The following is a 25,266-nucleotide window of genomic DNA, read 5'->3' as shown; positions in this document are numbered from 1 at the left end:
TAGGCGACGAAACTTGCGTGGAATTGGACAAAAAGAGAGGGGGCCTCGAAAGACCCCCTCACGATCGTTTGGCGATAGGCTCGCTTAGCGGAACAGCGCCAGCAGGGACTGCGAGCCGGAATTGGCCATTGAAAGAGCCTGGATGCCAAGCTGCTGCTGGGTTTGCAGCGCCTGCAACTTGGTCGATTCTTCCGTCATGTCCGCGTCGACCAGCTTGCCGACGCCGCGCGCGATCGAATCCCGCAACTCGTTGACGAAGTCGGACTGGATCGAGACACGGTTCTTGGCCGAGCCAATATCGGCGGCCGCTGTCGTCATGCTTTCCAGAGCGGTATCGATGTCGGTCAGAAGATCATCGAGGTTGCCCGATGTAACGTCCATGGCGAGAACCGAAGTGCTGCTGGCCGTGCCGGCGGCGCCGAGGATGCCAGCGGTTGGCGTGGCCGTGCTGTCGACGAGCTGGACGCCGCTAAGATCGAGATCGATCGAAGTAACGGAGACCGCGCCCGTAGAATCGCGGGTGAAGGAAGCCACAAGACTTTTCGTGCCGCCGGAAGTCAGCCAGTTCTCACCTGAGAAGGAGGCGCTGTCGGCAATCGATAGTAGCTGCTCTTGCAACGCGCCGATCTCGCTTTGAACCTTGGATTTGTCGACACCCGGCTCCTGCGCCGCAACGATCTTGCTCTTCATTTCCTGCACCACGTCAATCGCAGAATTCATGCCCGTATAAGCCACGTCGAGCTTTGCGGCCCCAAGGCCGAGCGCATCCGTGACCGTACCAAGCGCCTTGCTGTCGGAGCGCATGGTGGTGGCAATCGACCAGTAAGCTGCGTTGTCCGAAGCGTCGGAAACGCGGTAGCCGGTCGAAATATTCTTCTGAGTGGCTTCGAGTGCGTTGTTGGTCGCCTGAAGAGACTTCAGCGCGGTCATCGCACTCGTATTTGTCATGAGGCTTGTCATATTAAAAATGCCCGTACTCAATACAATCGGGACATGCCTCGATCAAAAGGCAAAAACAGGCGCTCCGGCTTCATGCCGAACTTCCAGAAGAAGTGCATAGCGCTCCGTCATAATCATACTCTCACGGACTTGTTTCCTTGCCGTTGAGGGAGTTGGTGAACAAAATGGAAAATCGGCCCGCCAAATTATTAATTTGAAACGGAAAACGGGCCGCCTCGATTGAGGCGGCCCGTTATTGAGTGGGTCGAACTGTATGTTCGGCTTAACGGAACAGGGACAGCAGGGACTGCGAGCCGGAGTTGGCCATGGAAAGGGCCTGGATTCCAAGCTGCTGCTGCGTCTGAAGCGCCTGGAGGCGGGTCGACTCTTCCGTCATATCCGCATCGACCAGCTTGCCGATGCCGCTTGAGATGGAGTCCATCAGATTGCCGATGAACTCGGTCTGCATGTCGATACGGCTCTTGCTGGAGCCGAGATCGGCGGCGGCCGTCGTCATGTCTTCCAGCGTGGTTTCCACGTTAGACAGCATGCCGTCGATCACCGTATCGTCCACATTGGCGGCAGTGATGTCGAGCGTTGCAATGGTGTAAGTGACGTTGACCGGCGTGGCCGCGCCATTGGCGGTGGTGTAGCTCTTGTTGAGCATGCCGTTATCCACCGGCGTACCCGCACCGTCATCGCCGAAGAGCTTGACGTTCGAGATGTCGATCGAAATCGTGCCGATGGAGACCGTACCGGACGAATCGCGGGTGAAGGACGCCACGATATCCTTGGTGGTACCAGCCGTATCGACGAAATTCAGCCAATTTTCGCCGGAGAAGGATGCGCTTTCGGCAATCGAAGTCAGCTGGCCCTGCAGCGCGGTAATTTCGCTCTGCACCTTGTCCTTGTCGACACCAGGCTCCTTGGCGGCAACCAGCTTGGCCTTGATTTCATCGACGACGTCGATGGATGCATTCATGGCCGTGTAAGCGACATCGACCTTGGCGGCGCCAAGACCGAGAGCATCGCTGACGGTGCTGAGAGCCTTGTTATCGGAGCGCATGGTGGTCGCGATGGACCAGTAGGCGGCATTGTCAGAAGCGTCGGAGACGCGGTAGCCGGTAGAGATGTTCTTCTGCGTCGATTCCAGAGCCGCATTGGTCATCTGGAGCGACTTCAGCGCCGTCATGGCGGCAGTGTTGGTATGAATACTGGACATAAAGGGAAGTCCCTAAAAACGCGAATACAGGGACATGCCGAAGCTGGGTTCGGCCGCGACAATCGAAGGCATCATGCCAATCGCCCAAGCCTGGAGGTCGGTGCGACAATCGTCAGAAGCGACTATGCCGATGAAAGTCTAAGGAAGCGTAAGTACAGTAGTAACAAGGTGTTAACCGTGTTTCGAATGACTTTTCTGGTTCAAAAGAAAGGGCCGCCTCGGAGGAGGCGGCCCGTCATTGGGTGGGTCGAACTGTATGTCCGGCTTAGCGGAACAGGGACAGCAGGGACTGCGAGCCGGAGTTGGCCATGGAGAGGGCTTGGATACCGAGCTGCTGCTGTGTCTGTAGCGCCTGGAGGCGGGTCGACTCTTCCGTCATATCCGCATCGACCAGCTTGCCGATACCGCTTGAGATGGAGTCCATCAGATTGCCGATGAACTCGGTCTGCATGTCGATCCGGCTCTTGCTGGAGCCAAGATCGGCGGCGGCCGTCGTCATCGTTTCCAGAGCGGTTTCGACGCCGACAATCATGCCATCGAGCTGATCGTCAGTAACTGAGGTGATATCGAGATTGTAGATCGAGACCGTATAGGTCAGCGCTGCAGTTGTCGCGCCGCCATCGCCGTCATGGTCGTAATCGGCGATCGTGGAATCGAGGATGCCGCGTCCTGTGGCGGAAGCGGTCGTGCGGTCCACAGTTGCATCGTCGAACAGCTTCGAAGAATGGATGTCGACCGACACGGTGCCGATGGAAACGGCGCCGGAACTATCGCGAGTGAAGGACGCCACGATTTCTTTGGTGTCGCCGGAAACCGCACTGCTGGCCAGCCAGTTCTCGCCGGAGAAGGAAGCGCTGTCGGCAATCGCTTTCAACTGCTCCTGCAGGGCTTCGACTTCGCTCTGGATCTTGGTCTTGTCGACGCCCGGCTCCTTGGCGGCAACCAGTTTCGACTTGATCTCGTCAACGACATCGATGGCGGAATCCATGGCGGTATAGGCCACGTCGATCTTGGCGGCGCCGAGGCCGAGTGCGTCTTCGACCGTGCTGAGCGCCTTGTTGTCGGAGCGCATGGTGGTCGCGATCGACCAGTAGGCGGCATTGTCGGAAGCGTCTGAGACGCGGTAGCCGGTGGAAATGTTCTTCTGCGTCGATTCCAGTGCCGAGTTGGTCATCTGGAGCGCTTTGAGCGCCGTCATCGCGGCGGTATTGGTATGGATACTGGACATAAAGGGAAGTCCCTCGGGTAAGCCGTACAGGGACATGCCGAATAAAGTATTGGCGTGACAGCAATGGCATCATGCCGATCGCCGGCTTTGAAAGCGTAGCGACAACCGTCGCCGGACAATATGAAAGAGAAATTCTAAGGAAGCGTAAGTACAGCAATAACAGTATGTTAACCATAAATTTTTGATCGCCAAACAAAAGGGCCGCCCATAGGCGACCCCTTCTTTCAGGTCGGAGCGGGCAGAGCTCGCTCCTGTTCCGATTTTACTGGAAGAGAGACAGGAGCGACTGCGCGCCGGAGTTGGCCATGGAGAGAGCCTGGATGCCAAGCTGCTGCTGCGTCTGAAGCGCCTGAAGGCGGGTCGATTCTTCCGTCATATCCGCATCGACCAGCTTGCCGATGCCGCTCTTGATCGAGTCCATGAGGTTGCTGACGAACTCGGTCTGCATGTCGATCCGGCTCTTGGTTGAGCCAAGCCCGGCTGCAGCCGTGGTCATGCTCTCAAGTGCGGTTTCGACGCCGACAATCATGCCGTCGAGCTGATCGTCGGTCACGGATGAGATGTCGAGATTGTAGATCGAGACCGTATAAGTCAGCGCTGCAGTTGTCGCGCCGCCATCGCCATCATGGTCGTAATCGGCAATTGTGGAGTCGAGGATGCCGCGTCCTGTCGCGGAAGCGGTCGTGCGGTCCACAGTTGCATCGTCGAACAGCTTGGAAGCATGGATGTCGACCGACACGGTGCCGATGGAAACGGCGCCGGCGCCGGTGCGGGTAAACGAGGCGACAATTTCCTTGGTGTCGCCGGAAGAAGCGCTGCTTGCCAGCCAGTTCTCCCCGGAGAATGATGCACTGCCGGCGATGGCCTTCAACTGCTCCTGCAGCGCCTCGATCTCACTCTGGATCTTCGTCTTGTCGACGCCCGGCTCTTTGGCGGCAACGAGTTTCGATTTGATGTCGTCGACGACATCGATGGCGGAATTCATGGCCGTGTAGGCCACGTCGACCTTTGCTGCGCCGAGGCCGAGAGCATCGTTGACGGTGCTGAGCGCTTTGTTGTCGGAGCGCATGGTGGTCGCGATGGACCAATAGGCGGCGTTATCGGAAGCGTCCGAAACGCGATAACCGGTGGAAATGTTCTTCTGCGTCGATTCCAGTGCCGAGTTGGTCATCTGGAGTGACTTCAGTGCCGTCATCGCGGCGGTATTGGTATGAATACTGGACATGGAAACGGTCCCTAAGGTTCAGCCGTGAGGGACATGCCAATCGGAAAGGCTAGACGACCCTGGCATCATGCCGATCACGCTTTCAGTGCGTGATAGTCGTGGTGTTCACATTCCCCATTTCTGAGGCTTGCGATGGATGGCCGCCGACCGGCGGCCATCGCTCAGTTCCTTGTGTTCAACGCTTATGAGCGGAAGAGCGAGAGAAGCGACTGTGCGCCGGAGTTGGCCATGGAGAGGGCCTGAATACCGAGCTGCTGTTGCGTCTGAAGCGCCTGGAGGCGGGTCGACTCTTCCGTCATATCCGCATCGACCAGCTTGCCGATGCCGCTCTTGATCGAATCCATCAGATTGCCGACGAATTCGGTCTGCATGTCGATCCGGCTCTTGCTGGAACCAAGACCGGCGGCCGCGGTCGTCATATCTTCCAGCGTGGTTTCCACGTTAGACAGCATGCCGTCGATCACCGTGTCGTCCACATTGGCGGCGGTGATGTCGAGCGTCGCGATAGTATACACGACGTTGACCGGCGTGGCCGCGCCATTGGCGGTGGTGTAGCTCTTGTTGAGCATGCCGTTATCGACCGGCGTGCCGGCGCCGTCATCGCCGAACAGCTTCATATCGGAGATGTCGATGGCGATCGTTCCGATAGAAACCGCGCCCGCGCTGGTGCGAGTGAAGGAAGCGACAATCTCTTTGGAGGTTCCGTCGGTGTCGGTGAAGTTGAGCCAGTTCTCGCCGGAGAAGGATGCGCTCTCCGCGATAGCGGTCAGCTGGCCCTGCAGCGCGGTGATTTCGCTCTGCACCTTGTCCTTGTCGACGCCAGGCTCCTTGGCGGCAACCAGCTTGGCCTTGATTTCATCGACAACGTCGATCGCCGAATTCATGGCCGTGTAGGCGACATCGACCTTTGCAGCGCCAAGGCCGAGGGCATCGTTGACCGTGCTGAGCGCTTTGTTGTCGGAGCGCATGGTGGTCGCGATGGACCAATAGGCGGCGTTATCGGAGGCATCGGAGACCCGAAAGCCGGTGGAGATATTCTTTTGCGTCGCTTCCAGCGCAGAATTGGTCATCTGAAGCGACTTCAGCGCCGTCATGGCGGCGGCATTGGTATGGATACTGGACATTGAAAGAGGTCCCTAGGGTAAGCCGTACAGGGACATGCCGAAATGTAAGAGGCTGGACGATCAGGAGCATCATGCCGATCGCCAGGCCACATCGGGCCGGGCGATAATCGTCGAAACCGACAATCGGCGAAAATGGCTAATGAACCGTAACCGTAATGCTAACAGAAGGTTAAGGCTGGCGTTTTGGTTTGCGCCGGTCCGCCGGCTAAGTGAAAGACCGCACCATGGAGCCGACAAGAAGATTCCATCCGTCTATCAGGACGAAGAACAGCACCTTCAGCGGTAGTGAAAGAACGGTTGGCGGCAGCATCATCATGCCCATCGCCATGGTGATCGTCGAGACCACAAGGTCGATCACGAGAAAGGGCAGCACGACGAGGAACCCGATCTCGAAGCCGCGACGCAATTCGGAGATCATGAAGGCGGGGATGAGAATGCTGTACGCGACCGCCTCCTCACCGGTTTCATTCGCTTCAGCGCCATCGGCGATGGGCTGGATCTCTGCCCCGACTCCAATGAGGGGATTGTCGCCGTCCGTTCGCGGGCTGCCGGGAGCGGGGGAGGGAGTGTTCGGCCGGGCGGGCGCATCGTCCTCGCCGACAACCAGCGCGGGAGACAGATCGGCGAAAAGGCGCAGATCCGAATCTCGGACATTGGCCAGCATGAACTGGCGGAACGGTTCCGCTGTTCGCTGAAAGCCTTCTTCCTGTCCGATCTCATTGCGCATCATCGGGCCGAGCCCATCGTTCCAGGCGCGGTCGACGACAGGGCTCATCACATACCAGGTCATAAACAAGGCCAGGCTGACCAGGATGAGATTGGCTGGCGTGGTCTGAAGGCCGAGACCCGAGCGCATGATGGAAAAAACGACGATGAAGCGGGTGAAGCTGGTGACGGAAATCAGGATGCCGGGCGCCAGCGACAGAACAGTAAGAAGGCCGAATAGCTGGACGATATAGCCAGCCGTCTGCCCGTCTGCCGTTTCTCCCGGTTCCAGAAAGGCAGGCAATTGGAGTGACTGCGCGTTGGCCGGCCCGCCCGCCATGAACAAAAGCGCCATCGCACCCAGAAGAATCGGCAGGGCCGCCCGGCATCTCATTCGAACACCAGCGTCCGTATGTAGAGCTTGGAAACGCCGCCTTCGCTGCGTACCTTGGCGCGGCGCGTCAGATCGTCTCGAATGCGAAGATAACCGTTGGGGCTGCGAAGCTGATCGAGACGCAACTGGCGGACATAGGCCAGAATGTCCTGATGGACGTCGTTCAACGTGCCTTCGCTGACGGTAGAACTGGTTTCCACCGCGATCTGAAGCCGCATCAGAACATCGGCCGGCACGGCTAGATTGACGGTAATCGGTTCCAGATCGACGATGTCCTGGGTCAGTCCATCCAATGCGCCGTGCTGGGTGCTAGGTGCATAGGATTGGGCTTGGCCGTCGGCCAGTTCAGCGGCAGGCGTGTTGTTGGCCGAGGCCATTTCCTGTCCTGCCTTCATCCGTGGAGCCAGAACGAACGATCCCACGCCGAACCCGACTCCTCCGCCGACAATCAGCATAATCGCCACCGGAAGAACCAGTGTCTTAACGATTCCGGGTTTGGCGTTCTTGGATTTGTCTTTGGCAGGCATGAAACCGTTCCTGATCCTAGAGCGGGGTGATCAGGTCGATGACCTGCTGACCCCAGGGCGGCTGCTGAACCTCACTGATGCGGCCACGGCCTCCGTAGGAAATACGCGCTTCGGCAATGCGTTCGTATGCGATGGTGTTGTTGGGGCCGATATCGCCGGGCCGTACAATGCCGGCCACCTGCAGAATGCGTAGTTCGGCGTTGACGCGAACCTCCTGCGTGCCGCGAATAACGAGATTTCCGTTTGGCAGAACTTCCGTGACGACCGCACCCATCGAAAGGCGGATAACTTCGGATCGGTTTGTTGAGCCGCTACCGGAGAAATCGGAAGAGGAGGTGGTGCCGAGCGAGCCGGTGCCTGTGGCATTGCCTGTCTTGGTCTCGTCCTTGACGATCTCATAATCGTAATCGCCATTCAGGCCGAGCGAACGGCCCGATGTCCGCGAGCGATCAGACTCGTTGGAAATGGAGGCCTTGTCGTTGATCTGGATAAGGACGGTCAGCAGGTCGCCCTGCTCCAGGGCACGCTGCGAAACGTAAAGACCGCTGCCCTTTCTGTTCCACAGCGAATAACCGCGCTGTGGGGGCGACTGATAAGCAGGATAGGCGCTCCAGGCGACAGGCTGCGCGGTGGCTATACCCGCGCCGACCGGCGACATATCGGGCGGGCGGTTGATTTCCTTGAAGGATTGCGAGCAGCCGGCAATAAAAAGGGCTGTCGAAGCCAGCACGACAATGCGAACGGAAAGGCGCGCGCTCATCCGTTGCCCCTGTCGGCGCTTGCCGCCATGATCGCCGTGATGCCGGCGGCTTTCTTGGCCTCCATCTCATTGAGGATCGTGCCGGACTTGCCGGGCGGCATTTTCAGCAGGATGGCCGAGGCCAGCATCGGGTCGACAATTGTCAGCCTTTCGGCTGCCGCATCGGGCCGCATTCGTTCATAGATCGCGATCAGCGCTTCGGACGCGCGGGTGGCGAAGTCCTCACGCCGCTGCACCCATTTCTCGAACTCGGCTTTCTTGCGCTCCATCAGTTCGAGGCCGCGCTCCAGATCCGATTGCATCGTCTGAAGTTCTTCCTCGCGGGCGGAGTAGCGAAGCTCACGGGCCTGGTCCACGATGGCATCGCAATAGGCCGCTTCGTCCGATAAAATGACTTCTTCCTTGCTGAGCTGGAGATGCTGCGGCAGACGGCCGGCTTTTCCGGAAGCATCGCTCTTTTCATCTGCTGCATGAACAGGCGAACCGATGAGTAAAAATGCCAGTGAGAGGAAGAGAAAGCGCGGGCTCATTGCAACACAAGCTCCGCCTGAAGGGCTCCTGCCGATTTGATGGCCTGGAGGATTGCGATTGTGTCAGTCGGCTTGACGCCAAGGCGATTGAGGCCGGCGGCGATTTCACTCAGGCTGACACCGTTGAGAATGGATATCGGGCCGTCGGTCTGCTCGACATCGACGATGCTGCGCGACTCGACTGCAGTTACGCCGTCCGAGAACGGTTCGGGCTGCACGACCTGTGGCAGCTCCGTCACCGAGACCGCTAGAGTGCCCTGGCTGATGGCGACGGGCGAAATGCGCACATCGGCGCCGATGACGATGGTGCCGGTGCGCTCATCGATGACGACGCGCGCCGGCTGATCGACGGAAACGGGAATATTCTCGATGGCGGCGACGAAGCGGGCGGGGCTGACCCCGCGCGGCACCGACAGCGAGATCGTGCGGGCGTCGACCTCTCTTGCGACTGCGCCCGACCATGTCCGCTTGGCAAAGCCGTTGATCGAATCGGTCAGCCGTACGGCTGTCGTGAAGTCCGGATTACGGAGCTGGACCGTCAGATCGTCGTCGCCTTCGAACGAAGCCGCGACGGCGCGTTCGACGATAGCGCCGTTTGGAATGCGCGCCGCGGTCGGAACGCCTCGGCTCACCTCTTCGGCGTCGCCTTCGATGGCGAAACCGCTCGTCACGACCTGTCCTTGCGCCGCCGCATAGATTTCGGCGTCCGCGCCTTTCAGCGGCGTCAGAACGAGGGTGCCGCCGAGGAGGGAACTGGCGTCACCCAACGAAGAAACGGTGACGTCGATGCGTGTGCCGGGCCGAACAAATGGCGGCAGGTTGGCCGTCACAACCACAGCGGCGACATTGCGCGAACGCATCTGACCAAGCTCGGTAGCGATGCCGAGATTGTCGAGCATTGACCGCATGGACTGTTCGGTGAAGGGCGAATTGCGCAGGCTGTCGCCCGTACCCTTCAGGCCGACGACCAGCCCGTAGCCATAGAGCTGATTGTCACGCGAACCGGTGATCGAAGCGACATCTTTCAGACGGGAATAGCCGCCACCGGCGTCAGCGCCGGCCATGGCGTCAAGCGGCGCTGCAATCGCCATAGCCAGGCCAAGAAGGAAGGCGAGCGCCGCTTTCATGGCAGAAGCACCGCCGTGCCGTCGGCCTGCGCAAGCGCTTCGATCTGACGGCCCGTGTCACGATTGCGCAGCGTGATCGCCTGGCCTGGTGCGGCGCTGGTCAGCGCGACGGCATCCATACGGATCGTCAGGGCACCGCTTTTATAAGTGACCGGAACGAGAGCGCCGGCGTCGATGGCCGATTTTGTCCGCAGCGACGATATAAGAATGAGTCGCTGCGGCAGGATGGTCCGTTCTGCAACCATGCCGCGCGTCTGGCCGATGGCGTTGACGAAAGGCGCGTCGGACAGCACACGACCTTTGGTGTCGATCGTCGTCAGTACGCTTTCGTCGAGTGTCTCGCCGGGATGGATGACCCGCGTTGCAATGACGACCGGCTCGGCCGATGCCGGTAAGGCGAACGGTCCGACGCAGGCAGCAGCGATCTGAATAGCGACAACCCCCTTGAGGAGGGGGCGAGCCTTACGTTTCGAAAACGTTTCGGTCATGGCGCTATCTCAGATTTTTCGCAACGGTCGCGGCCATATCGTCAGCCGCCTGAATGACCTTGGAATTCATCTCGTAGCCACGCTGCGCCGCGATCAGCGCGGTGATCTCCTTGACCGGGTCGACATTGGAGCTTTCCAGATAGCCCTGGCGCACGGTGCCGAAACCGGGATCGCCTGGCACGCCTGTGACCGGCTCCCCGGAGGCTTCGGACTGGCGGAAGAGGTTGTCGCCGAGCGGAATAAGGCCGGCTTCATTGGCGAAGCTGGCCAGCGTGATCTGGCCGACTTCCTGCAACTCGGTCTGGCCATCGATCTGCGCGAAGACCTGACCCCCTTCGCCGATAGAGATGGCGACGGCCTCCGGCGGCAGGGTGATGGCGTCGGAGAGCGGCATGCCGTTCGGCATGACGATCTGTCCTTCCGCGTTGGTGTTGAACGCACCGGCGCGGGTGTAGAGCGTCTCGTCATTGGCGCCCGTGATGACGAACCAGCCCTTGCCGTTCAGCGCGACGTCCAGCGCGTTGCCCGTGTTCTCCAGCGTGCCCTGCTCGTGCACATTGCGGATGGCGGCGCTTCGCACGCCAAGCCCAAGATGCGCACCTTCGGGAATGACGCCGGTATCGGCGCGTGCGGACGATCCTTTCAGCCGCTCGGTCTGATAGAGCAGATCGGTAAATTCGGCCCGCGCACGCTTGAAGCCCGTCGTGTTGATATTGGCGACATTGTTGGCGATGACTTCCAGATTGGTTTGCTGGGCGGTCATGCCGGTGGCGGCGATGGAAAGGGCGCGCATCGTTCAGTTTCCTCAGATCTGCATCCGACTGATGTCGAGAAACGCGTTGACGAGCTTGTCACGAACGGCGATCGCCGTCTGCAACGACTGTTCGGCGGTCATGACGGCTTCGGCCACTTCCCGCGGTCCGCTCTGGCCGGAAAGCGCCGACATGGCCGCACGGTCGGCCTCAGAAACCTGATCGGCGACATTGTTCGCGCCTTGCGCAAGCGCGCTGGCGAAATCGCTGGCGACCGCTCCTGACGAGGCAGGCGCTCCGCCGGCTCCGGCGGCAGGTGTGATCCGTGTGGCTGCGATGGCGGAGAGTTTTTCGATCATCGGGCGTTCATCATGTCGATGGTGAGAGACACCAGTTCGCGCACCTGGCGCATAACCTGCAGGTTTGCCTCATAAGACTGGTTGGCTTCACGCATGTCGGCCATTTCGACCAGCACGTTGACGTTCGGCAGGCGAACGAAACCCTTATCGTCAGCCGCCGGGTTGCCCGGATCGAATTCCAGGGGAAATTTGCTGTTGTCGCGACCGATCTCGCTAACGGAAACGGACACGGCTCCCGTCGCCTTGTCGAGTGTGGATTCGAAGCTCACTGTCTTGCGGCGGAACGGGTCTTCGTCCGGCACGGAGGCGGTGGAGTTGGAATTGGCGATGTTTTCCGAGACGACCTTCAGGCGCTGGCTTTGCACCTCAAGGCCCGAGGACGAAACGCGGAGTGAGGAGAGAAGCGGGTCCATAATCAGGGCTTCGCGACGGAGAGGATCATGCGGTGAAACGCCTTGGCGATCGAGGTGTTAAGCTCGTAGCTCTGACGAAGCTCGGTCTGCTCCACGATCTCCCTTTCCATGGAGACCGCCTTTTCGGTCTGGATCACTTCGGTCGTGCCGTTCGTGCCACCGACATTGCCGGCGCTCGTCAGGTGAAGCGGGCTGGTGCGACGCAATGTGCTCGGCGTCTCTTCCAGAACGGCCTGAAAGGGCGAAACCTCAGCGGCCTTGTAGCCGGGCGTCTGGGCATTGGCGATGTTGTTGGCGACAGTCTGCTGGCGGACCGTCAACCATTCGGCTTGCTTTGAGGCCAGGGAGAAGATCGGCAGGGAGGACATGGCGCTTTCCTTTCGAAAAGCACCCTAGGCAAGCTTACTTGCGTGTAGCTTGCGCCGTGCCGGCCATGGGATCGGGCGCGATCTGCAATCGCTCCAGGCTCCCATCCTCGAAGACAAGAACGACCTCTTTGCGTTTTCCTCGAACCGAACTGATATGCTTTCCGTCAGCCAGTATCGAGCCTTTTCGGATCATCCGGACGGTGCCGCCGTCGACAATGGCGGCGCGTCCGTTATGAACCGCCAGCGCGCGTCGCCCGGATACGACCCGGTCACGCTGCCAGTCGCCAAATGCGTTGGATGTGCGAAACGGCGAAAATGGCGTCCGCTTTCGTTCGGATTCGATAAATTCCTTGGCGGCTTCGGAGGGGATGACCGTACCGACGGAGACGTCGTCATAAGGTGTGGCGATAATGGCGCGCTGGTTCAGGTCGCTACTCGAGCCTTCCTTGATCGGTCCGGCTTCGGCAAGATCGATGACGACCCGGTCGTATTGCATTTCCGGCGGGCCGAAACGGTCTGGATTGGCGGCGACGAAAAACGGCAGCGATGCCGCAGCCGCCGCGACGCCGGTGCCGCTCAGCGCAAGCAGCCCGTCACCCAGCCATGAGAGCAGAGCTCGCTCCGAACGCCGAGGCGCTTTGGCCTTTCGCTGTCGAGAAAACATTCTGGGGGTCCTCTGTTTTCACTGCTGAAACGGCTTTCAAGCGCCGGGCTATGAGATCGAAAGGATCGTTTGGTCCTGTGTCGCCAGGGCTCTGGCGAATGGTGTCGTAAATGACCGGCACCATCTGCACCGCCTTGTCTAAGAAAGGATCGGCTCCGGGCCGCCAGCCGCCGAGCAGGCGCAGATCCTGTGTTTCCTCGTATCGGGCAATCAGCGCCCGCAGCTCGGAAACGAAGAGACGGTGTTCATCGGTCCACGCACGCAGCGCCAGCCGCGACAGCGATTGCGTGACGTCGACTGGCGGATAACGGCCTTCTGCCGCAATGGCGCGTGACAGAACGACATGACCGTCGAGTATGCCACGCAATGTATCGCCAATCGGTTCGTTATGTTCGTCGCCATCGACAAGAACTGTCGCGATCATGGTGATGGAGCCGCCATTGCCGTCCAGCGCCGGGCCACCGCGTTCCATCAATTTCGGCAGTGCGGCGAAGACGCTTGGCGGGTACCCGCGCGCAATCGGGGCTTCCCCAAGAGCGATTCCCACCTCGCGCAAGGCGTGGGCGTAGCGTGTCACCGAATCAAACAGGACAAGAACGCGTTTGCCCTGATCGCGATACCACTCCGCCGTGGTCATCGTCAGTTCGGCGGCTCGGGCGCGCATCAGGGCCGTTTCGTCACTCGTTGCGACGATGGTGATCGCTTTTTTCCGCGCTTCTTCCCCAAGGGTCTCATGCATGAATTCACGCGCTTCACGCGTTCGTTCACCGATCAGTCCAATCACCACGACATCGAACGCGCCGGAATTGGCGAGCATCGACAAAAGCGTCGATTTACCGACGCCCGAACCGGCGAAGATGCCGAGTCGCTGGCCGTAACAGAGCGGGGTGAACACATCGATGGCCGCAACGCCGGTACGAAAGGCTTCGTCGACGCGACAGGCTGAAAGAATGCGTTGTTGATGCCGGGGCACATGCGCCGCAGGCGCGGTGGCCGTTTCAGGCACAATGATCGACTGGCCATCGATGGCCGTGCCGAGGCCATCCAGAACACGGCCTTTCCAACTCTCCGCCGGCCGACCGGTCTGTGGCGGGATGCGCAGGACAATATCGTCCCGTCTGATCCTATAGCCATCGTGAAACGGTGCGGCGCGGATATCGGCATTGTCGATACGCACGACCTGAAGTGGGACCGGTCCGTCCTGAGTCTGGCAGATGAGGCACTCGCCGAGGCTGACGCTCTTGCCAAGGCCGCGCAGCCGTAATTGGCCCGAGGCGATAGCGACCACTCGCCCGGCCTCCCGCGTTATGGGAGCCGCATCGGCGGCAAAGGCGGCAAGCGCCTGCAGGCGAGACTGGCCGGTCATCGGCCACCCAGGAACTTCACGGCATCATCGGTTTTGTCTGTCGTGCGGGTCATCAGGCTGTTGACCGATTCGAAACGCCGCTGAAGAGAAATGAGCTGCGTCATTTCCCGGATGGGATCGACATTGGATTCTTCAATGAAGCCCTGCACCACACCGGCATCGTTCCGATCAACGATCGGTTCTGGTGCGGAAGCCGGAATGATCGCCGAGCCTTCGGCACGGCCGACTTCTCCCGTTGGATCATACGAGAAAAGGCCGAGCGAACCAGCGATGCGACCGTTCTGGTAAAGCACGCCATCCTGGCCGGCTTCAACCGGACCGGCTGCGCCATCGATCCGGATCGGCGCGCCGCCTGCGTCGACGACGGGATGGCCGTTCAGCGTCTGCAGTTCGCCGTCATTGCTGACCGTGAAGCGTCCGTCGCGAGTGAGAACCAGCCCCTGATCGGACTGGATGCCGAACCACCCATCGCCGCGGATGGCAAAATCGAATGAATTGCCGGTTTCTGTGAGAGCGCCGTTGCGCGTATCCACGAACGTGCCGCCTTCCTTCACGAACGAATTTTCGCCCGTCTCCGTCTTGCTGAGCGCTTCTTCGAAGCGCATGCGGGTGGCGCGAAAGCCGACCGTGTTCACATTGGCGACATTGTCGGCAAGCGTTTCCATACGCTTTTCGATCGCCATCTGGGCCGAAAGGCCGATCTGCAGGCTTTCCTTCATGAGAGCTTCATCCGCTGTTACCTGGCAAGAAGCGACATCAGCATGTCGGCAGAAAGGGTCTGGGTGGAGCCGCTGAAGAGCAGGCCAACCTGGGATTCGGCGGTCGAACTGCCGTTTTCCATATCCCACATGGCGGAGAACCGCTCGATCATGCCGGCAAGCTTGTCGGGATCCTGAAAATCGGTGATGTCGATGCGGTCCTCGAGCATTTCGATTTGCTTGTCGATGTCGAGCATCGCCGTACTCTCCGGCAGGCCGAGAATTGTGCGCACCACCGTGGACATCGCTGAATCGGCAAGAATGCCTGTCACGCTCTCCAGATCGGGGGCCTTTCTTTCGAAATACATCGCCAGCCGCACCGCTTCGTTCTTGGCGCCCTCGTTCTCCTCCAGCGTCTGGCGCATATAGAGATCGACCGTGCCCTTCTGCGCCTTGGTGAATGTCGTGGCGGTCTCGCCGTGGCGGCTGAAATTGAAGGTTTCGGCGAAGTCGACATAGCGCTTATCGGCCAGCCGATTGGCAAAAGCGGTGCTTTCGTCGGTGCCTTCCTTGAGTACCTTGAGCATGAAGGCTTTGGCGTAGGACATATCCTCCAGGCCGAAGGCTTTCATGGCGTATTGGAAGATTCGGGAATCGTTGACGAAGTCTTCCGCCGTTTTGATATTGCCGACATTTTCCAGGTAGTAGGCCGTTTCGCGTTCGACCATGGGGTCGCTTTTGACGATGGTCAGCGAGCGGTCGATGTTCTGCGTCGTCAGCTGATAAGCCGCATATGTGCTGAGCATGATCGCATTTCCTTAAGGCGGACGCCGCCAGCGGGCGTCTTTGCCGGGAATATCGGCGGCCCGCCTTGCGCGAGCCTGACGCCGCAAGAAGCCGCCGCCGATCCTATTCCTGACGGCGTGGTCAAACCTTCCCTCCGTCCAGCCCGGCGCAAGGAATGTCTTCTAGCTTGCCAGCGAACGGTTCCATGCCGTCGATGGAGAAAAACCTTGGGTGTCATACTCGGTATTATCGTTACGCTCGGCTGCGTTATTGGCGGCTATATGGCCATGGGCGGCCATGTGCAGGTGCTGGTTCAGCCCTGGGAGTACGTCATTATTGGCGGGGCGGCGCTCGGAACGTTTCTGATGGCCAATCCGATGGCGGTCGTCAAAGACACCGGCAGAAGCCTGATGGAAGCAATGAAGGGCAAGGCGCCGAAGGAGCAGGACTATCTCGATATGCTGAGCCTGCTCTACACGCTTCTGCGGCAGTTGAAGGACCGGCCGAAGAGCGAATTCGAAAATCATATCGACAATCCGGATAGCAGCCCGATCTTCGAGGCCTACCCGACAATCCAGAAGAATGTCGAATTCCGTAATTTCATCTGCGATTATATGCGGCTTATGATGGTCGGCAACGCCCGCCCCCACGAGGTCGAGGCGTTGATGGAAGAGGAAATCCACACCGTCCGGCACGATGCTCTCAAGGGATATTACGCGCTTCAGGCAGTGGCGGACGGCCTGCCCGCTCTCGGTATCGTCGCCGCCGTCCTCGGCGTGGTCAAGGCAATGGGTAAGATCAATTCCACGCCGGAAGTGCTCGGCGGACTGATCGGCGCGGCGCTGGTCGGCACATTCTTCGGCATCTTCGCCTCATACGCCGTGGTGGGACCGATTGCCGCCAAGGTGAAGCTGCTTCGCGAGAAGAACATGCGCAAATATTTCGTCGCCAAGCAGACTTTGATCGCGCACATGAACGGTTCGGTGCCGCAAGTCGCGCTCGAGTTCGGCCGCAAGGCGATCTCGGCGCATGATCGTCCTTCCATCAACGCGGTCGAAGAAGCGACCGTTACCGCAGGAGTCATCGCATGAGCGTCAACACGCTGAGCAAACCGGAAAGCCTGTCCCGTTTCGTCGAAGCGCTGCAGGCGCGGACAACCGTCGCGCGTGACACGTCGGATCAGGACGAGCGGCTCGGCCGAAGCCTGGCGCAGCGGATGAGCGGCGATCTCGGACCGGACATTGCCGGCCTTGCCAAGTTCCACTTCGAAAGCGCCACGCGCACCGAGCTGGGTGCGTGGCACGCCGAGCAGCCCGGACAGGGGCTGATGGTTCGCTGCATGACCGGTGTGGAGGACGAACAGACGCCGGCTCTGCTGGCTACGATGGAAATGCAGTCTGTTCGCGATGTCGCGACACTGCTTCTCGGCGGCACCGTCTCGGCGAATGCGGACAAGGGCGACAAACCGCTGACCCGCATCGAACAGTCGATCTGCGATATGCTGTGGCGCGATCTCATCGTTGCGGTCGGCAAGGAAACCAAACATGAGATCGGGGTTCCCGATCTTTGCCGTCCGGCCGAAGTGGACTTGACGGCGGTGAAGGATAAGCGCGTGCTTGTCATGCAATTCACCGTTAAGGTCGGTGAACGCGACAGCATGATGCAACTGGCGATTCCCGCCGACCGTCTGCCCGTCAACATACCGGCCGCCCCGCCTGCCGCGGCGGCTGGGGCGGCTGCCAAGGCCTCCGGTCACGACGAGGGCGGTCCGAAATTCGGCAGCCTCAGAGTGGAAGCAACGATCCGTCTGTCGGGCGGAATGCTGACCTACCGCCAAATCGAGGAAATGGAAGTCGGTAGCGTGCTTCCGCTGGCCGATGCCGCCTTCTCCAATTGCATCATGCAGGTGGGGCAGGAAGTTCTGGCAACGGCGCGTGTCGGCAAAAGCGGCGACCACTATTGCATACGGATCAATGACGACTCGGCGAACTGAATGCCGGTACGGCGGTCGCTATAGAAGGGACGGGTGAAGGCCATGGGACTGGAAAGTCTTCAGGACGAACTGAGTGAACATATGAGCCAGATGGGCGCGGCTTCCGAATTTGGCGAAGAGCTGCCGCAGGCCGATGCGGCAACGCCGGCCGCTTCGCCGAAATCGCGTTCGCCTATCGCGATTCAGAACATACCGCTGGAACTGGAAGTCATTCTCGGGCGGATCGGGATGACGGTGGCCGAACTCGGCCGGGTCGGTCCCGGCCAGGTGTTGTCGCTCAACAAGATGATCGGCGAGCCCATCGATCTGGTGGTCAACGATACGAAGATCGGCACGGCGGAATTGATCGCGCTGGAGGGCGAACCGACGGCCTATGGCCTCAAGATCCTCTCCATTGACGGTAGCGACGAGGCCTGACGGCGCCGGCAAGCGACATGATCCAGATGATCGACACTCACCGGGCGATCGCCGTCATAATGGCGATGGGCAAGGAACGCGGCAAGGAGTTCATTCGCAACTTCCAGCCCGACGAACTGCGCCATATGGCCGAGTGCGCGCGAACCATGTCGCGCCTGACGGAAGAAGATCTGTCGCAGGTCGTCCACGATTTCGAAAACACGTTCGTTTCGGGCGCCGGTATCGACGAACTCGATGCCAAAGTGGCGGAAATGCTCGCCGATTCCTTTGGCGAAGACGGGCTGGTCGATCTTCTTGGCGGAGGCGCCGACAATGACAACAGTTCGATCTGGGCTCATCTGTCCAAGGTCGATCCGGAGGCTCTAGCTGAATTTCTGGGCGAGGAAAGCGAACTGGTCACGGCGTTCGTGCTGTCACGTCTTCCCGATCAGCTCGTCGCTCGGGTTCTTCTGACGTTGGAACGGCAGAAACGAAGCGAGGTTATCGGCTTCATGATCGCCGCGAAACCGCCAAGCGATGTGGTCGTCACGATGATCGAGGCGCGTCTGGAAGAAACGTTTGGCGGCGACGAGAGTGAAGAAGGCGACCGGGCAGGGGCCGTTGCCGCCGCACTCAACGAGTTTGAGCGCGAGGAACTCGACGAACTGCTCGACGATCTAAAGGCCATAGTAGCTCCCAAGCGGCTGGCCGCCGTTCGATCCAAGCTGTTCCGGTTCGACGATGTGGCGCGGCTCGAGGAGAGTGCGCTCGCCAGCATCTTTGACAGTATGGATCAGGAGCTTTTGACGCTGGCGCTCAAAGGCGCTTCCGACGAGGTGAAGGAATGTGTGCTGAATGCGGTCGGCCAACGCAACCGCCGCATGATCGAAGCGGAACTGTCATCGCCTCGTCCGATACGCGATACCGACATCGCTGCCGCGCGCCGCAAGATCGTCAGCGAAATTCTTCGCCGTGCTCACGATGGCGAATTCTCGCTTCCATCGGATCAAAGCGCTTAATCGCTTGGGATCGGATCGGGTATGAGCGAGCAGGACAAAGACAGTAAAACAGAGGATCCGACCGAAAAGCGGATTCGCGATGCGCTGGAGAAGGGCCAGACGGCGGTTTCCAAAGAAGCCACCCTGGCCGTCTCTCTGGGTGTTGTGCTGATCTGGCTGTTGTTGATCGCCCAGGGATCAATCGCCAGGTTCGCCGCCGATCTCGCCTATGTGGTCGACAATGCTGCGGGTGTTCCGATTGGCTCAGCCGAGGATCTGCGCCGGCTGATCTGGCACGTGATGCCATTAATGGCGGCGTTTCTATTGCCGCTTTTTCTGTTGCTCATGGGCGCGGGGATCGTGGCCTCTATCGTGCAGAACGCGCCGCGTCCGGTTCTGCAGCGTATCAAGCCGAAATGGAGTTCCATTTCGCCAGTCAAAGGCTGGACCAAGATTTTCGGCAAGCGCGGTTTGATCGAGTTCGCCAAGTCGCTTGCCAAGTTTCTCTTCGCCGCGCTGCTCGTCAGCGTGCTGCTGCGGTCGCGCCTGCTGGAACTGCCGTCATATATCAATCTGGACGTCATGCGGGCGCTTTCGGGCACCGGGCAGACGGCACAGATGCTTGTCGCCTATCTCTTCATTTTCATGCTGATCGTCGGCGTGGTCGATTTCATCGTATCGAAGACGATATGGAAGGCCGACCTTCGAATGACCAAACAGGAAGTGAAGGAAGAGCACAAACAGGCGGAAGGCGATCCGCTGGTCAAATCTCGTATTCGCGCCGTGGCGCGCGCCCGCGCGCGAAGCCGCATGATGGCGGCCGTTCCGGATGCAACTCTGGTCGTGGCCAACCCGACCCATTTCGCGGTCGCCCTGCGTTACGATACCGAGAAGGACGCCGCCCCGCGCGTCGTCGCGAAGGGGACCGACGAGGTCGCGCTGCGTATCCGCCGGGTCGCAGAGGAAGCGGGCGTGCCTGTCTTCGAAGACGTGCCGCTTGCACGTTCGCTCTACCGCATCGCGCCGCTCGATAGTCTCATACCCGCCGAATTCTATCGCGCGGTCGCCGCTCTCATACGCAGCATTCAGAATACGGGATCGACCCATGTTGCCCACTGATCAGAAGCTCGCTCGTGAAGCCATCCTCTCCGAGGGAATCGCGCCCTTCGCTGAAGAGCTTCTTCTTGCCGAACCGGTGCATTTCGCGGCCTTCATCGCGCTCGACCTGCATGTCTCCCTGGCGGAGATCGTCAATGAGGCTGCCAATTTTCATTTCACGCCCGGCTTCATCACGCTCGGCAACAGTTCGAGCATCGTTCTAGGCTGGAACAAGCTGCCGGAAATCTGTCTCGACCTTTGCCTCAACCGAGAGGAGCTGCAGGCCTATTTCCGTCTCTTCCTTTCGTCGGAGGGCGCGCGCGTGCAACTCGACTATATCGCGTTCGCAAATAGCGATGGCGATCCAGATGCGAATACGCGGTTTCTGGCGCAGACGCTGCAGGCGCAGCAGTTTATGCTGACCTGACCTGCTGCTCTTGGATAGGTGGACGAAGGCTCGGGCAGAAAGCCAGAGCCTTTTAAAAATCAGCCCGACGAAGAAAGACCCGGATCGGTGGCCGATCCGGGTCTTCTCTTTTCGTCAGATTAAAAGGCTGGGTCGCCTGTTTATCCCTGGAAGAGGGCCAGAATGTTCTGTGCCGAGGCATTGGCGATCGACAGCGACTGCACGCCAAGCTGCTGCTGAGTCTGGAGGGCCTGAAGACGCGTCGATTCTTCGCTCATATCCGCATCGATCAGCGCTGAAATACCGCGCGTCATGGCGTCGATCAGCGTCGCGACGAAGTCGGTCTGCATGTCGAGGCGGCTCTTCATGGCGCCGAGGTCGGATGCGCCGTTTGTCAGATCGGTGAAGGCGCTGTGAACGAAATCGATCATGTCGTCGATCGTTGCGTCGGTGACGTTCGCGGCAGTGATATCGAGCGTCAGGATCGAGAATGTCACCGCAGTCGGCGCGACACCGGACGTCGTTTCCTTCTCCAGCAAGCCGTCCTTGCCAGCCGTGGTATTGGCGTCCATCAAAGCGAGCGTACTGATGTCGATCTCAATCGTATCGACCGTGACGGTGCTGCCCGTACGGTTGAAGGACGAGACGATCTCCTCGGTGGACGAATACCCGGCGGCTGAGGAATCGATGTTCAGCCAGTTTTCGCCGGAGAAGCTGGCCGACTCGGCAATACCCACCAATTGCTCTTGCAATTGCTTGATTTCGTCCTGGATCTTCTCCTTGTCGACACCCGGCTCGCGGGCCGCGACAAGCTTGGATTTGATCGAATCGACGACGTCGATGGCCGAGTTGATCGCCGTGTAGGTAACGTCGATCTTGGCTGTGCCGAGGCCAAGTGCGTCCTGAACGGTGGAGAGCGCCGCCTTGTCCGACTTCATGACGGTGGCGATGGACCAGTAAGCCGCATTGTCGGCTGCTTCGGCGACGCGATAGCCGGTTGAAATGCGCTTTTGTGTGTCTTCCAGCGCCTTGTTCGTGGTCTCCAGGGTGCGCAGCGCTATCATGGCTGCAGAGTTTGTTCTGATACTTGTCATTGTAGCAGTCTCTTTGGCACCGCTTCGGCGCGTTTCGTTCAGGACATGCTGGATCATCCAGCTCGACCGGTTGGCTTCATGCCCGGCTCGAAAGCCGCCGGCCGCCTAGTCTCAAGCCGATCCGCTTTCGGCATCATGCCGCAGATCGATTCGGCAACGGCACATGCCGTCTTTATCAAACTACCCGGTCAACCTTGCGCGAGGCGTGCGGCCTAATCCTTGGCGCGTGCGATGAAGCCGATATCGGTGACTTCGATGGAATGGATGGCTTCGCTCTGGCCCATCGTATCGAGAGCCGCCATGATCCGTTTGGCGAGACGGCCGCGATGGGCGACCACGTCGGGGTCCAGATCCTGAACCTGATGGGTGCTGGCGAGAAGTCCGAGCGCCGCTGTCACATATGCCGTGGCGGCAGATGCGCTCAAGCCGTCATCGTGCAAGCCGCTGATATCCGCGACAATATAGCCATCGGTTTTTTCGCCCTCGCGGCGCGGCACCGCCACATTGCGAGCCTCGAATGGCTGGCCCGACGACTCGACTTCGGCCGCCGTATCGACGGCCGCCGGCGGCAGTGCTGCGAAGGACGCAATCGACGCGCCTGCAAAGATCGCCACGAAACCCGGGATCAAAACCTTCAACGACCATCTCCTTTTCAGCAAGCCTAGAAGCGGAAGTTTGTGCGAGACTGATCAGTTAACTTCCTGCGACTTTTACGCGAGCTGTTTACTCCTGGTTAAGCTCGATCCCCCTATCGTCTGACGCACTGGGAGCGAGTGACGATGAACGCTTGTGGCATGATTGCCGATCCCGATGCCCTTTGGGGCGGATGTTCCTGATCTCCAGATTGTTTCGGGGTTCTCCATGACCGTTTCGACGGTGGCGGCCATGCCCGCCGAAGACGACGTATGTGCGGCATCCGTGGTTCGGCCGTTCACGACGCTGATCTTTGCCGGACTTGCTGCTCAAAGCATTGCTATTGGCCTGTTCGCGCTCTCCTTTTCAGGGATCGAGATGCCGGGCCAGACCTTGCTGCCGTTCGCCTTCCTGACCTTTCTGGGTGTTGCTCTCGCCAGCATGATTGCGCTGGCGCACAGATTGCCACGGGAACTTGTCCGTCCTCTCGCAGGCCTCGGCGAGATTGCCAGAACGGGGCGCCCGTCAGGAAAACTGGATACAATTTTAGAGCGAGACGACGTTATCGGCGCTATCGCGCGCAAGCTCGTTCAGCCCGAACCCATTCCTGAACCCGTTGTCGAGGTTGAGCCCGCGCCAATCGAGGAGCCACCAGTCGCCGGCCTCGACGAGGAAAGTCGAGTGGCATTGGCGGAATTGGACGAAGCGCTCAAGGAACTGGCCAGGGGTAACTTCCAGCACTCTCTCGATATCTCGTTCCCCGGCGAAATCGGCATGCTCAAGGACAGCTTCGAGACCGCCCAGATATTTATCCGTGACACATTGAGCAAGGTTAGCCAAAGCGTCGAGGGCCTCGGCGCCGGCGTCGGCGAAATCGTCAGCGCCTCGGACGATCTGTCGAAGCGGACGGAGCGCCAGGCTGTCGCCCTCGAAGAGACGGTGTCCACGCTCGGAACGGTCGTGGACGAGGTCCGGACATCGGCTACACGGCTCGAAGAGACGAGCAATGTGGCGACGAGCGCCCGTCAGGATGCGGAAGCCAGCAGCCAGGTCGTCGACGAAGCGCTGAGCGCGATGGAGCAGATCGAGACTTCTGCCACGAAGATCAATCAAATCATCACCGTCATCGACGAGATCGCATTCCAGACCAATCTTCTGGCTCTGAACGCGGGTGTCGAAGCAGCGCGCGCGGGCGATGCGGGGCAGGGCTTCGCGGTCGTCGCGTCGGAAGTCCGCGCTCTGGCGCAGCGCTCGGCCAACGCCGCGCGGGAGATTTCCAGCCTGATCACCCAGTCGACGAAGCAGATCGCCGACGGCTCGCGGCTCGTCAACCAGACCGGATCGGCGTTGAAGCGCATTTCCGATCACGTCCTGAATATCAGCCAGAATGTCGGGACCATCACCGAGAGCGCGCAGGAACAGACCCATGCGCTCGATACGCTTAACAAAAGCGCGGTTGAGATGGATGGCATGACGCAGCAGAACGCGGCGATGGCGGAAGAGGTTACCGCCGCCAGCCATTCGCTTCAGAGCCATACATCTGAAATTTCCGCTCTGCTGCAGGATTTGCAGACCGGCTCGGTTTCACAGCGTCGTTCGGCGAGGCCGCAGGCCGCTCTGCCCCCTCAACGCCCGGCCCGTGGCTCTGTCGCCGCGACGGACGGTCATGAATTGAAGTCTGCCGCCGCCGCTCTGAAGAGCGCAAACACGGCCCGCTTTGCCGATCTGGCGCGCCAGGGGAGGGAGGAGCCGAAACAACGGAACCGCCATGCCGATAGCGAGAGAGCCGCGTCGCAAGCCTCGCGTTCCGTTCCGTTGCAGGAGCCAGCGGCATCCAAATCCTTTGCGCCTAATCTGACGCTTGGGAATGCGGCTATCGATGAGGACTGGGAAGAATTCTGATGCAAGACGATATGCAAGCCTTCACCCCGCTCACAGTCGAGGAACCGGAGACGCCGGTCGCGCCGGCTGAGTTCACCGAGGTTTTGCCACTGGATGACAGTGCAAGACTGACGCTTGATGACGCCGCGCCCTCGCTGGAAATGGAAGAGCTTCCGGCCTTCGAAGCGATGGATGATTCTGCATCGCTCGACGACCTCGCCGCTCCGGTGTCGGGGGATGAAGAGGAACTGCCTCTGCCGGACCTCGATGCCCTACCGGAGACTAGCGAAGACACGATGGGAAGCACCGGGCAAAGCGCCGATCCATTCGCCGACCTGGCCATCGATGGAGGGTCAGACGATGATGGCGACGACCCATTCGCCGATCTCGCTGAACCGGTCAGTGCCAGCCCCGATGTTCAGGTGCAGATCGAAGGCGCGGAAACGCCCGGTCGGTTGGCGCTGCCGGAAATTCTCGATCTCGATCAGGCCGAGAATTTGCGCGCGACCCTTCAGGAGCGGATCGGAACTAATCTGACAATCGACGCCGCTGCCGTCTCGCGCATCGACACACCATGTCTGGAAGTCGCCATCGCCGCTTCGAAGCAATGGCTCGACGATGGATTCTCGCTGGATTGGGAGAACCCGTCGGAACCCTTCACCGCTTCACTCGACCGTATCGGTCTGTCCATTGATTTTCTTCGTATTGAAGGAGCGAACTAATGTCTCAAACAATTCTCGCCGTCGACGATTCCCGGACCATCAGACAGCTCGTGGAAGCGTGCCTGAAAGGCGCAGGCTTCAACGTCGTAACCGCCGAGGACGGTCAGGACGGCCTGGCCAAGCTGGAAGGCTGCGAGCCGGACGTCATCATCACCGACATCAACATGCCCAATCTCGACGGCTACGGCTTCATCTCCGCCGTGCGCGGCGGCTCCAATAGCTCTGCCGCCCCCATCCTGGTCCTGACCACGGAGTCCAGCCAGGAAAAGAAGGTGCGCGCCCGTGATGCTGGCGCAACCGGCTGGATCGTCAAACCCTTCAGCCCAGAAAAACTTCTGGCCGCTATCAACCGCGTTCTTGCCTGATCGGA

The 25,266-nt window shown here is 59.9% G+C and carries 30 protein-coding genes; 9 read left to right on the top strand and 21 right to left on the bottom strand.

What is annotated here, in order from left to right:
• Positions 1–84: 84 nt before the first annotated feature.
• From NIM86_RS16030 to NIM86_RS15940, 19 genes are all read right to left on the bottom strand, one after another.
• Positions 85–960, bottom strand: coding sequence for a flagellin (locus NIM86_RS16030; protein WP_253383611.1), 876 nt, complete (start codon positions 958–960; stop codon positions 85–87).
• Positions 961–1,222: 262 nt separating this feature from the next.
• On the bottom strand, positions 1,223–2,161 hold the full coding sequence (locus tag NIM86_RS16025; RefSeq protein WP_253383609.1) for a flagellin: 939 nt from the start codon (positions 2,159–2,161) through the stop codon (positions 1,223–1,225).
• A gap of 265 nt (positions 2,162–2,426) precedes the next feature.
• The gene (locus NIM86_RS16020; protein WP_253383607.1) at positions 2,427–3,389 is read right to left on the bottom strand and encodes a flagellin; all 963 of its coding nucleotides are present in this window, start codon (positions 3,387–3,389) and stop codon (positions 2,427–2,429) included.
• A gap of 262 nt (positions 3,390–3,651) precedes the next feature.
• Positions 3,652–4,614 (bottom strand): flagellin, encoded by a 963-nt coding sequence (locus NIM86_RS16015; RefSeq protein ID WP_253383605.1) that lies wholly within the window; start codon positions 4,612–4,614, stop codon positions 3,652–3,654.
• 182 nt (positions 4,615–4,796) lie between these two features.
• Positions 4,797–5,738, bottom strand: a complete 942-nt coding sequence (locus tag NIM86_RS16010; protein WP_253383603.1) for a flagellin — start codon at positions 5,736–5,738, stop codon at positions 4,797–4,799.
• 205 nt (positions 5,739–5,943) lie between these two features.
• On the bottom strand, positions 5,944–6,837 hold the full coding sequence (locus NIM86_RS16005) for a flagellar type III secretion system pore protein FliP (RefSeq protein WP_253383601.1): 894 nt from the start codon (positions 6,835–6,837) through the stop codon (positions 5,944–5,946).
• On the bottom strand, positions 6,834–7,364 hold the full coding sequence (locus tag NIM86_RS16000) for a flagellar basal body-associated FliL family protein (protein ID WP_253383599.1): 531 nt from the start codon (positions 7,362–7,364) through the stop codon (positions 6,834–6,836). The genes NIM86_RS16005 and NIM86_RS16000 overlap by 4 nt, the downstream gene beginning before the upstream one ends.
• Positions 7,365–7,380: 16 nt before the next feature.
• Complete coding sequence (gene flgH, locus NIM86_RS15995) at positions 7,381–8,124, bottom strand: flagellar basal body L-ring protein FlgH (protein ID WP_253383597.1); 744 nt, start codon at positions 8,122–8,124, stop codon at positions 7,381–7,383.
• The gene (locus tag NIM86_RS15990; RefSeq protein WP_253383595.1) at positions 8,121–8,654 is read right to left on the bottom strand and encodes a MotE family protein; all 534 of its coding nucleotides are present in this window, start codon (positions 8,652–8,654) and stop codon (positions 8,121–8,123) included. Before NIM86_RS15990 ends, flgH begins: the two co-directional genes overlap by 4 nt.
• Positions 8,651–9,745: a flagellar basal body P-ring protein FlgI gene (locus NIM86_RS15985; protein WP_253383674.1), complete on the bottom strand. Its 1,095-nt coding sequence runs from the start codon at positions 9,743–9,745 to the stop codon at positions 8,651–8,653. Before NIM86_RS15985 ends, NIM86_RS15990 begins: the two co-directional genes overlap by 4 nt.
• Positions 9,746–9,777: 32 nt before the next feature.
• Positions 9,778–10,269 (bottom strand): flagellar basal body P-ring formation chaperone FlgA, encoded by a 492-nt coding sequence (gene flgA, locus NIM86_RS15980; protein WP_253383593.1) that lies wholly within the window; start codon positions 10,267–10,269, stop codon positions 9,778–9,780.
• Positions 10,270–10,273: 4 nt separating this feature from the next.
• Positions 10,274–11,062, bottom strand: coding sequence for a flagellar basal-body rod protein FlgG (gene flgG, locus NIM86_RS15975; RefSeq protein WP_253383591.1), 789 nt, complete (start codon positions 11,060–11,062; stop codon positions 10,274–10,276).
• 12 nt (positions 11,063–11,074) lie between these two features.
• Complete coding sequence (locus NIM86_RS15970; RefSeq protein ID WP_253383589.1) at positions 11,075–11,380, bottom strand: flagellar hook-basal body complex protein FliE; 306 nt, start codon at positions 11,378–11,380, stop codon at positions 11,075–11,077.
• Positions 11,377–11,793 carry a flagellar basal body rod protein FlgC gene (gene flgC / locus NIM86_RS15965; RefSeq protein WP_253383587.1) on the bottom strand — a complete coding sequence of 139 codons (417 nt, stop codon included), beginning with the start codon at positions 11,791–11,793 and terminating at the stop codon, positions 11,377–11,379. Before flgC ends, NIM86_RS15970 begins: the two co-directional genes overlap by 4 nt.
• A gap of 2 nt (positions 11,794–11,795) precedes the next feature.
• Positions 11,796–12,161, bottom strand: coding sequence for a flagellar basal body protein (locus NIM86_RS15960; protein WP_253383585.1), 366 nt, complete (start codon positions 12,159–12,161; stop codon positions 11,796–11,798).
• Between the two features lie 34 nt (positions 12,162–12,195).
• Positions 12,196–12,825, bottom strand: coding sequence for a hypothetical protein (locus tag NIM86_RS15955; protein ID WP_253383583.1), 630 nt, complete (start codon positions 12,823–12,825; stop codon positions 12,196–12,198).
• Positions 12,755–14,191 carry a FliI/YscN family ATPase gene (locus tag NIM86_RS15950; RefSeq protein WP_253383581.1) on the bottom strand — a complete coding sequence of 479 codons (1,437 nt, stop codon included), beginning with the start codon at positions 14,189–14,191 and terminating at the stop codon, positions 12,755–12,757. The genes NIM86_RS15955 and NIM86_RS15950 overlap by 71 nt, the downstream gene beginning before the upstream one ends.
• Entirely contained in the window at positions 14,188–14,910 is a 723-nt protein-coding gene (gene flgF, locus NIM86_RS15945) for a flagellar basal-body rod protein FlgF (protein WP_253383580.1), read from the bottom strand. The genes NIM86_RS15950 and flgF overlap by 4 nt, the downstream gene beginning before the upstream one ends.
• A 17-nt stretch (positions 14,911–14,927) precedes the next feature.
• Positions 14,928–15,695, bottom strand: coding sequence for a DUF1217 domain-containing protein (locus NIM86_RS15940; protein WP_253383579.1), 768 nt, complete (start codon positions 15,693–15,695; stop codon positions 14,928–14,930).
• A 207-nt stretch (positions 15,696–15,902) separates the two neighbouring features.
• Between NIM86_RS15940 and motA the strand changes: the two genes are divergently transcribed.
• Genes motA through NIM86_RS15910 form a run of 6 tightly spaced genes read left to right on the top strand, consistent with a single transcriptional unit; the run spans position 15,903 to position 20,587 of the window.
• The gene (gene motA / locus NIM86_RS15935; RefSeq protein ID WP_253383578.1) at positions 15,903–16,766 is read left to right on the top strand and encodes a flagellar motor stator protein MotA; all 864 of its coding nucleotides are present in this window, start codon (positions 15,903–15,905) and stop codon (positions 16,764–16,766) included.
• Complete coding sequence (locus tag NIM86_RS15930; protein ID WP_253383577.1) at positions 16,763–17,668, top strand: FliM/FliN family flagellar motor switch protein; 906 nt, start codon at positions 16,763–16,765, stop codon at positions 17,666–17,668. The genes motA and NIM86_RS15930 overlap by 4 nt, the downstream gene beginning before the upstream one ends.
• Positions 17,669–17,710: 42 nt before the next feature.
• On the top strand, positions 17,711–18,085 hold the full coding sequence (locus NIM86_RS15925) for a FliM/FliN family flagellar motor switch protein (protein WP_253383576.1): 375 nt from the start codon (positions 17,711–17,713) through the stop codon (positions 18,083–18,085).
• A 26-nt stretch (positions 18,086–18,111) separates the two neighbouring features.
• On the top strand, positions 18,112–19,083 hold the full coding sequence (locus NIM86_RS15920; RefSeq protein WP_253383575.1) for a FliG C-terminal domain-containing protein: 972 nt from the start codon (positions 18,112–18,114) through the stop codon (positions 19,081–19,083).
• Positions 19,084–19,104: 21 nt separating this feature from the next.
• The gene (locus tag NIM86_RS15915) at positions 19,105–20,181 is read left to right on the top strand and encodes a flagellar biosynthesis protein FlhB (protein ID WP_253383574.1); all 1,077 of its coding nucleotides are present in this window, start codon (positions 19,105–19,107) and stop codon (positions 20,179–20,181) included.
• Entirely contained in the window at positions 20,168–20,587 is a 420-nt protein-coding gene (locus NIM86_RS15910) for a hypothetical protein (RefSeq protein ID WP_253383572.1), read from the top strand. The genes NIM86_RS15915 and NIM86_RS15910 overlap by 14 nt, the downstream gene beginning before the upstream one ends.
• A gap of 140 nt (positions 20,588–20,727) precedes the next feature.
• Here NIM86_RS15910 and NIM86_RS15905 read toward each other — a convergent pair whose 3' ends face one another.
• Together NIM86_RS15905 and NIM86_RS15900 are read right to left on the bottom strand one after the other, a co-directional pair.
• Complete coding sequence (locus tag NIM86_RS15905) at positions 20,728–21,660, bottom strand: flagellin (RefSeq protein WP_253383571.1); 933 nt, start codon at positions 21,658–21,660, stop codon at positions 20,728–20,730.
• A gap of 212 nt (positions 21,661–21,872) precedes the next feature.
• Positions 21,873–22,298, bottom strand: a complete 426-nt coding sequence (locus NIM86_RS15900; protein WP_253383570.1) for a hypothetical protein — start codon at positions 22,296–22,298, stop codon at positions 21,873–21,875.
• A gap of 223 nt (positions 22,299–22,521) precedes the next feature.
• On the opposite strand from NIM86_RS15900, the gene NIM86_RS15895 reads away from it, so the two are divergent.
• From NIM86_RS15895 to NIM86_RS15885, 3 genes are read left to right on the top strand one after another with little or no spacing between them, the layout of a single operon-like run.
• Entirely contained in the window at positions 22,522–24,195 is a 1,674-nt protein-coding gene (locus tag NIM86_RS15895) for a methyl-accepting chemotaxis protein (RefSeq protein ID WP_253383569.1), read from the top strand.
• Entirely contained in the window at positions 24,195–24,896 is a 702-nt protein-coding gene (locus NIM86_RS15890; RefSeq protein WP_253383568.1) for an STAS domain-containing protein, read from the top strand. The genes NIM86_RS15895 and NIM86_RS15890 overlap by 1 nt, the downstream gene beginning before the upstream one ends.
• A complete protein-coding gene (locus NIM86_RS15885; RefSeq protein ID WP_253383567.1) occupies positions 24,896–25,261 on the top strand; it encodes a response regulator in 366 nt (121 codons plus the stop codon). The genes NIM86_RS15890 and NIM86_RS15885 overlap by 1 nt, the downstream gene beginning before the upstream one ends.
• Positions 25,262–25,266 lie beyond the last annotated feature (5 nt).

The organism is Notoacmeibacter sp. MSK16QG-6 (assembly GCF_024158145.1).
GTDB lineage: Bacteria > Pseudomonadota > Alphaproteobacteria > Rhizobiales > Rhizobiaceae > Notoacmeibacter.
Note: the sequence above shows the minus strand (reverse complement) of the source record. Positions and strands in the feature narration are given on the sequence as shown.

Excerpts from the sequence above, each read along its gene's own strand:
- NIM86_RS16015 (WP_253383605.1), bottom strand. The coding sequence starts at position 4,614 with ATGTCCAGTATTCATACCAATACCGCCGCGATGACGGCACTGAAGTCA.
- NIM86_RS15950 (WP_253383581.1), bottom strand. The coding sequence starts at position 14,191 with ATGACCGGCCAGTCTCGCCTGCAGGCGCTTGCCGCCTTTGCCGCCGAT.
- NIM86_RS15925 (WP_253383576.1), top strand. The coding sequence starts at position 17,711 with ATGGGACTGGAAAGTCTTCAGGACGAACTGAGTGAACATATGAGCCAG.
- NIM86_RS16025 (WP_253383609.1), bottom strand. The coding sequence starts at position 2,161 with ATGTCCAGTATTCATACCAACACTGCCGCCATGACGGCGCTGAAGTCG.
- NIM86_RS15895 (WP_253383569.1), top strand. The coding sequence starts at position 22,522 with ATGACCGTTTCGACGGTGGCGGCCATGCCCGCCGAAGACGACGTATGT.
- NIM86_RS16010 (WP_253383603.1), bottom strand. The coding sequence starts at position 5,738 with ATGTCCAGTATCCATACCAATGCCGCCGCCATGACGGCGCTGAAGTCG.
- NIM86_RS15955 (WP_253383583.1), bottom strand. The coding sequence starts at position 12,825 with ATGTTTTCTCGACAGCGAAAGGCCAAAGCGCCTCGGCGTTCGGAGCGA.
- NIM86_RS16030 (WP_253383611.1), bottom strand. The coding sequence starts at position 960 with ATGACAAGCCTCATGACAAATACGAGTGCGATGACCGCGCTGAAGTCT.
- NIM86_RS15910 (WP_253383572.1), top strand. The coding sequence starts at position 20,168 with ATGTTGCCCACTGATCAGAAGCTCGCTCGTGAAGCCATCCTCTCCGAG.
- NIM86_RS15885 (WP_253383567.1), top strand. The coding sequence starts at position 24,896 with ATGTCTCAAACAATTCTCGCCGTCGACGATTCCCGGACCATCAGACAG.
- NIM86_RS15970 (WP_253383589.1), bottom strand. The coding sequence starts at position 11,380 with ATGATCGAAAAACTCTCCGCCATCGCAGCCACACGGATCACACCTGCC.
- flgF (WP_253383580.1), bottom strand. The coding sequence starts at position 14,910 with ATGAAGGAAAGCCTGCAGATCGGCCTTTCGGCCCAGATGGCGATCGAA.
- flgH (WP_253383597.1), bottom strand. The coding sequence starts at position 8,124 with ATGAGCGCGCGCCTTTCCGTTCGCATTGTCGTGCTGGCTTCGACAGCC.
- NIM86_RS15890 (WP_253383568.1), top strand. The coding sequence starts at position 24,195 with ATGCAAGACGATATGCAAGCCTTCACCCCGCTCACAGTCGAGGAACCG.
- NIM86_RS15930 (WP_253383577.1), top strand. The coding sequence starts at position 16,763 with ATGAGCGTCAACACGCTGAGCAAACCGGAAAGCCTGTCCCGTTTCGTC.
- NIM86_RS15920 (WP_253383575.1), top strand. The coding sequence starts at position 18,112 with ATGATCGACACTCACCGGGCGATCGCCGTCATAATGGCGATGGGCAAG.
- NIM86_RS15990 (WP_253383595.1), bottom strand. The coding sequence starts at position 8,654 with ATGAGCCCGCGCTTTCTCTTCCTCTCACTGGCATTTTTACTCATCGGT.
- NIM86_RS15985 (WP_253383674.1), bottom strand. The coding sequence starts at position 9,745 with ATGGCGATTGCAGCGCCGCTTGACGCCATGGCCGGCGCTGACGCCGGT.
- flgG (WP_253383591.1), bottom strand. The coding sequence starts at position 11,062 with ATGCGCGCCCTTTCCATCGCCGCCACCGGCATGACCGCCCAGCAAACC.
- flgA (WP_253383593.1), bottom strand. The coding sequence starts at position 10,269 with ATGACCGAAACGTTTTCGAAACGTAAGGCTCGCCCCCTCCTCAAGGGG.
- NIM86_RS16005 (WP_253383601.1), bottom strand. The coding sequence starts at position 6,837 with ATGAGATGCCGGGCGGCCCTGCCGATTCTTCTGGGTGCGATGGCGCTT.
- NIM86_RS15960 (WP_253383585.1), bottom strand. The coding sequence starts at position 12,161 with ATGTCCTCCCTGCCGATCTTCTCCCTGGCCTCAAAGCAAGCCGAATGG.
- flgC (WP_253383587.1), bottom strand. The coding sequence starts at position 11,793 with ATGGACCCGCTTCTCTCCTCACTCCGCGTTTCGTCCTCGGGCCTTGAG.
- NIM86_RS16020 (WP_253383607.1), bottom strand. The coding sequence starts at position 3,389 with ATGTCCAGTATCCATACCAATACCGCCGCGATGACGGCGCTCAAAGCG.
- NIM86_RS15915 (WP_253383574.1), top strand. The coding sequence starts at position 19,105 with ATGAGCGAGCAGGACAAAGACAGTAAAACAGAGGATCCGACCGAAAAG.
- NIM86_RS16000 (WP_253383599.1), bottom strand. The coding sequence starts at position 7,364 with ATGCCTGCCAAAGACAAATCCAAGAACGCCAAACCCGGAATCGTTAAG.
- NIM86_RS15905 (WP_253383571.1), bottom strand. The coding sequence starts at position 21,660 with ATGACAAGTATCAGAACAAACTCTGCAGCCATGATAGCGCTGCGCACC.
- NIM86_RS15940 (WP_253383579.1), bottom strand. The coding sequence starts at position 15,695 with ATGCTCAGCACATATGCGGCTTATCAGCTGACGACGCAGAACATCGAC.